The organism is Micromonospora sp. NPDC049662, assembly GCF_040675055.1.
Lineage (GTDB): Bacteria > Actinomycetota > Actinomycetes > Mycobacteriales > Micromonosporaceae > Micromonospora.
Window position 1 is genome coordinate 1 of the sequence record NZ_JBFAOC010000109.1, and the last position, 5717, is coordinate 5717.

The following is a 5717-nucleotide window of genomic DNA, read 5'->3' on the forward strand; positions in this document are numbered from 1 at the left end:
CGCCCTCCCGCGCCCCCCCCCGCCCCGCCCAGCCGGCCCCGCCCGCGCCGGCCGCGCGGGGCCCCGCGCGCCCCCCCGACGGGGGTACGCCTCAGCGCAACCGGTAGGCCTGGATGATCCGCTGCGTCACCGTGTTACCGGCGGCGTCCCGGGCGGTGGCCCGCAGCGACACGTGGCCCTTGCCGGCCGGATGCCGCAACAGTGCCGACCAACCATCGGCCGAGGTACGGACCAGCTTCGCCTTGTCCCAGGTCTTCCCGCCGTCGTACGAGACGTCGACGGTGAGCCCCTCCACCGGGGAGGCCGGAGCGCCCGGCTGGCGCTGCACCCGCACCGGTACGACGAAGCTCCGCCCGGCCGGAGCGCTGCCGTCGACGCGCAGCGGCGGCGCGAAGCGCACCGCCATCAGCGGCAGGCGGGCCGGCGTGTCACCGGCGACGTGCCGGGACCGGAAGGTCCAGCTCGATTCCACCTCGGTGCTCAGGTCGGTGAAGCTCCGCTTCGACGACGTGACGAGCCGGTAGTCCGCCGCGGCCGGCGGCACGGTGAACTCCCCGTAGCCGGCGTACTCGCTCTCGCCGACCAGCTTGCCGTCGCGCCAGAGCTTGGTGTGCTCGCTGTCGTTCAACGAGCCGCCCGGGTGACCGGCCGCGTCGCTGAAGATCGGCAGGTCGACCGCGATGGTGTCGCCGGCCCGGGTGACGCTCTGGTACGGCCAGCGCGGGTTCGGGAAGGACGGCCCGAACGGCGCCTGGTTCCAGATCTCCTGGACCGTCCGCCCGGCCCGGTACGCGGTGGGGACGGAGAGGAGCACGGCCTGCGGGTTCAGCCAGCCGTCCTCGCCCCGGGTGCCGAAGTAGATGTCCGACTCCCACTGCACGCCCCGGGTGTTGTAGTACTCGACCCGCTGACCGGGCACGCTCGTGGGCAGGACCAGCGTGGAGCCACCGACGTTGTACTCCAACACGGGGTACACGGAGCGCTCAGCGTCCATGCCCGCGTAGGCACCGAGGAACCGGTGCACGACGGCGGCCAGGTCGCTCCGGCGGTAGTCACGGACGAACCCGGTGGGCATCCGACCGGGGATCGCTTCGGCCAGCGCGTACAGGTATGGGCTGTCGGGCGTGCCCGGCTTGATCCACTGGCTGCTGACGGTGGAGACGAACTGGTCGGCGGAGACCGTCTTGCCGAGCTGACCGCTGGTCAGACCGGTGAAGGTGTCCGCCCAGAGTCCGATCCCGTACCCACTGCCGTCGGCAGCCGTGAAGTTGCCGCTGACGTCGATCAGTTCCGGGGCGGCGTTACGGTCCGGAATGGTGGTCCGGACCGGTTTGGCCCGGCGGGCATCCACGACGATCCGGGTGTCCCGCTCGATCGTCAACACGGGCTGCATCAACAACGACATCCCGCGTTGCTCGTCCTCCGGCCCCGGCTCGAAGACCAGGCCGCTGAGGCCGTAGTGCCCCTTGGGCACCCGCACGGTGGCCACCCCATCGGAACTGAAGAGGTCCCAGGCGCCGAAGGTGTCCATCCCGACCAGCGTGCTCCAGTGGTCGGCGGTACGCGCGCCCGCGCGGTTCAGGTGTTCCACGGTCAGCGTGTAGCTCTCCACCTCCCGGTTCACGGCCAGCGGCGTCACGGCGACGGCCGACCCCGCGCGGGCCACGATCCGGCCGGTCCAGTAGCCGTCGGCGTCGCCGATCCGGGTGTCCGTGGTGACGGTCGTGGCGGCCGTGCCACCCGCCGGTACGGTGAGCTGGCTGGCGCCCAACTGGAAGAGACCGGCCGGCAGCGCTCGACCCCCCGGGCCGGCGCCCTCGACGCTCAGGTCCACGGTGACCGGGGCCGGACCGTCGTTACGCCAGGTCACCGTACGGGTGACCGGGGTGTCGTCGTTGTGCGGCCAGAGCGTACGCCCGAACGAGACGCTCACCGGGTCGGTGGTGATCTGCTGGGTGATCGCGTGGGCGACATCGACGCGCCCGGCGCCCTGCTGGTAGGCGGTCTGCTCCGGGTGCGGCTTGGCGGCGGCCATCAGGGTGGCCTTGAGCCGGTCGGCCCGCCATCCCGGGTGCTGCTGGGCCAGCAACGCGGCCGACCCGGCGACGTGCGGGGTGGCCATCGAGGTGCCGGAGAGCGTGACGTACCGGTCCCCCACCGGATCACCGATGACGCCGTTGGCGGACTTCGCGGCGACGATGTCGACGCCGGGTGCGGTGATGTCGGGCTTCAGCGCGTCGTCACCGACCCGGGGACCCCGGCTGGAGAAGTCAGCCAACTCGTCGTCGCGATCCACCGCGCCCACGGCGAGCCCGGCGTCGGCGCTGGCCGGGGAGCCGACCGAGCCGTCCGAGCCGTCGTTCCCCGCGGCGAGGACGAACAGCGTGCCGGTCTGCGCGGTCAGGGTCTGCACCGCCTCTTCGAGCGGGTCGACCTCCGGCGTGTCCCAGCCGCCGAGGCTCATGTTGATGACGGCGGCCTTCTTCTCCACGGCGGCCCACTGCATGCCGGCGAGGATCGCCGAGTCGGGGCAGCCCTGGTCCTCACAGACCTTGCCGTCCAGCAGCGTCGCGTCCGGTGCCACACCCCGGTAGCGGCCGTCGGAGGCCGCGCCGGAACCGGCGATGGTCGAGGCCACGTGCGTGCCGTGGCCGACGGTGTCCCGGGCGTCGGCGACCTCGGTGAAGTTGCGCGCCTCGGCCACCTTGCCGGCCAGGTCCGGGTGGGTCGCGTCGACGCCGGTGTCCAGCACGGCCACGGACACGCCCTTGCCGGTGAACCCGGCCGACCAGGCGGCGGGCGCCCCGATCTGCGGCACGCTGTGGTCGAGGGCCACCCGTCGACGGCCGTCCAACCAGATCCGCTCGACGCCCCCCGCCGCGCCGAGCCGAGCCGCGCTGGAGCCGGTGCTGACCGCCGCCCAGACCGCGCCGAGGGAGGACTTGTCGCTGGTGAGGGCGGCGCCGTCGATCGCCGGTAGGTCGCGGACCACCCGGGTGCCGGGCAGCGTGGCCGGCGCTCGCCGGGCGGCGTCCGTCGAGCCGTACGACACCAGCAGCGGCAGCGTCTTGCGGTGGGCGTCGTCGTAACCCGCCTCGATCAGCCCGGTGACGTCGAAGAGCCGCCGGTCCACCCGACCCGAGCGCAGCAACGGCAGCGCGTCCGTCGGCAGCACCGAGAGGCGTCCTCTCTCGCGCTGGACCAGGAACTGCACGTCTTTACGGCCGGGGCCGGGCTGGGCCGAGGCCCCGGATGCGGTGACGGTGACGCGGTCACCGGTGATCAGCGTGACGGTGTTCGAGCGCTCGGGACTGGCTCCGGGCGCTGTGGACTGTCGGTCGGCGCCGCCAGGTGGGGCGGGCGCGGCGGGCGCGGCTGAGGCGGGAGCCGGCGCGGCGAGCGCCAGCACCGACACGAGACCGAGAGCGGCCATTCTTCTTCCCTGGTGCAACGTTTCCTCCTGGTCATGCGTCGTGATTGATAGGAGTCGCATTGACAACCCAGAATTGCATACCGAGTATGCAAAAAGAAGTCGAAAATACGACGAACCTGCCACGGGACACCGCTCCCCGCCGGCATCATCGACCGGGTGACCTCCATGAAGGACCGGATGCTGGCGGGTGAGCCCTACCTCGCCGACGATCCCGAACTCGTCGCCGACCTGGACCGGGCCGCCCGCCTGATGGAACGCTTCAACACCAGTTCAGCGGCCGACCCGGCGGCCCGGCTCGCGGCGCTGCGCGACCTGCTCGGCGACCTGGGCGACGACACCTGGGTCCGGCCGCCGTTCTACTGCGACTACGGCTGGAACATCCGGATCGGGCCGCGCAGCTTCGTCAACTACCACGCGGTCTTCCTCGACGTCGCCCCGATCACCCTCGGCGCGGACGTCCAGGTCGGACCGAACGTGCAACTGCTCACCCCGACCCACCCGGTGCAGCCCGGCCCACGCCGCGACAAGTGGGAGGCCGCGAAGCCGATCACCATCGGCGACAACGCCTGGCTCGGCGGCGGCGCGATCGTCCTGGCCGGGGTCGCGGTCGGCGCGAACACCGTGGTCGGCGCGGGCGCCGTGGTCACCCGGGACCTGCCCGCCAACGTCGTCGCCGTCGGCAACCCGGCCCGACCGGTCCGCGACCTCGACTAGGGCGTGTGTCGAAGTCTTGGGTCGAGCCGAGGCGGAGTCCAGGCGGCGGTCCGGCAAGGCGGAGATGGGCACGGATACCGGTGTTGTATCCGGGCCCATCTCCAACGCCGCCGGCCGTCGGCTGGGCCCGCCGCAGGCCGGCCAAGGGCTTCGACACACGCCCTAGTCCCGCAGGCGGACCACCAGGTCGGCGTGCACGGCCGTCGGGGTGATGAGAGCCGCGTTGGCCTCGTCGCTGCCCAGCGCCCAGGTCCGGGCCTCCTCCGGCGAACGCCCGTACGCCTCGTGCCGGGCGGTCAACCGGCCCTGGCGCAGCTCGGCGTCCAGGTCGAGGAACCACACCTCGTGCAGCAACGTCCGGACCTCCTGCCACGGAAAGTCCGGCACCAGCAGATAGTTGCCCTCGGTCACCACGAGGCGAACCGACGGCGGCACCTCGATGGCCCCGGCCACCGGCTCCTCCACCTCTCGGCGGAACTCCGGCGCGTACACCGAGGTCGGCTCCAGCCGGCGCAACCGGCGCAGCAGCGAGACGTACCCGTTGGCGTCGAAGGTGTCGATCGCGCCCTTGCGGTCGGCGCGGCCCAACCGTTCCAGCTGCGTCTGCGCCAGGTGGAAGCCGTCCATGGGCACCAGCCGCGCGCTCGCCCCGACCTCGGCGACGATCCGCTCCGCCAGGGTGGACTTTCCCGCACCGGGCGCCCCGGTGATGCCGAGCAGTTGCCGCGGGCCGGCGTCGGCCAGTGACCGTGCCCGCGCCACCAGCTCGTCGATGGCCAGCACCCGGGCCGGCGGCATCAGTCGAGCACCGGTTCGCTGATCGTGAACCGCGCCTGCACCGCCGCCTGCACGGTCTGCGGTTGCGGGTCCAACTCCAGCTCGGGAACACCACCGCCGGCACCGCCTCCGACGTCGAACGCCGCGCGGGCGAACATCGGCCGGTCGGCCGGACCGGAGTCGGCCAGCTCGATGAGCGCGGTGACCCGGGCGCCCAACGCCTCGGCGTACTCCCGGGCACGCAGCAACGCGTCGCCGATCGCGGCGTGTCGCGCCTCGCGGTACGCCGGACTGTCCGGGCGCAGCTCCCACCAGGGGCCGGACACCTGGACCTGATCCTGGTCGGCGAGCCGGAGCATCAGCTCACCGAGCGCGGTGAAGTCGGTGACCGTCACGTTGGTGGTGACGCTGCCGAGCCAGCCCACCACACGCTCACCCGAGCGCTTGGTCTGCGGCCGGACCCACAGGTCGCCGGTCTCCCGTCGGGCCACCGCCGGCTCGGAGCCGTCCAGCAGCACCCGGACGGCGGCTGCCCCCTCGGCCAGCTGGGTGAGCGTCGCCTCCCGGTCCCGGCCGCGGGCCGTCACGGTCACCGCGAACCGGGCCAGTTCGGGCGGCACCTCCCGGGTCGCCTCGCCGCGCACCTGCACCACCGGGCCGTCCGTCGCCATGCCTGTCAGCTTAGGGCCTGTTTCATGAGGGCGGTCGAGCCGAGGCGGAGTCCGGGCGGCGATCCGGCAAGGCGCGGTGTCGAGGAGTTGGTGGGCGAGATCGCCGACGAGTTCGACCCGGC

At 72.8% G+C, this 5717-nt stretch carries 4 protein-coding genes; 1 reads left to right on the forward strand and 3 read right to left on the reverse strand.

The window, feature by feature from the left end; all coding sequences use genetic code 11:
- Positions 1 to 91 precede the first annotated feature (91 nt).
- Positions 92 to 3433 carry a S8 family serine peptidase gene (locus AB0J36_RS34195; protein ID WP_357392366.1) on the reverse strand — a complete coding sequence of 1114 codons (3342 nt, stop codon included), beginning with the start codon at positions 3431 to 3433 and terminating at the stop codon, positions 92 to 94.
- A 156-nt stretch (positions 3434 to 3589) separates the two neighbouring features.
- Here AB0J36_RS34195 and AB0J36_RS34200 point away from each other — a divergent pair, with 156 nt between their 5' ends.
- Positions 3590 to 4147: a sugar O-acetyltransferase gene (locus AB0J36_RS34200; protein WP_357175381.1), complete on the forward strand. Its 558-nt coding sequence runs from the start codon at positions 3590 to 3592 to the stop codon at positions 4145 to 4147.
- Between the two features lie 162 nt (positions 4148 to 4309).
- Here AB0J36_RS34200 and AB0J36_RS34205 read toward each other — a convergent pair whose 3' ends face one another.
- Together AB0J36_RS34205 and AB0J36_RS34210 are read right to left on the reverse strand one after the other, a co-directional pair.
- Positions 4310 to 4945: a nucleoside/nucleotide kinase family protein gene (locus AB0J36_RS34205; protein WP_357126036.1), complete on the reverse strand. Its 636-nt coding sequence runs from the start codon at positions 4943 to 4945 to the stop codon at positions 4310 to 4312.
- Positions 4945 to 5595, reverse strand: coding sequence for an SIMPL domain-containing protein (locus AB0J36_RS34210; protein WP_357126039.1), 651 nt, complete (start codon positions 5593 to 5595; stop codon positions 4945 to 4947). The genes AB0J36_RS34205 and AB0J36_RS34210 overlap by 1 nt, the downstream gene beginning before the upstream one ends.
- Positions 5596 to 5717 lie beyond the last annotated feature (122 nt).

Bases quoted from the DNA above. Each gene is read 5' to 3' on its own strand.
- AB0J36_RS34195 (WP_357392366.1), bottom strand. From the start codon at position 3,433: ATGGCCGCTCTCGGTCTCGTGTCGGTGCTGGCGCTCGCCGCGCCGGCT.
- AB0J36_RS34210 (WP_357126039.1), bottom strand. From the start codon at position 5,595: ATGGCGACGGACGGCCCGGTGGTGCAGGTGCGCGGCGAGGCGACCCGG.
- AB0J36_RS34205 (WP_357126036.1), bottom strand. From the start codon at position 4,945: ATGCCGCCGGCCCGGGTGCTGGCCATCGACGAGCTGGTGGCGCGGGCA.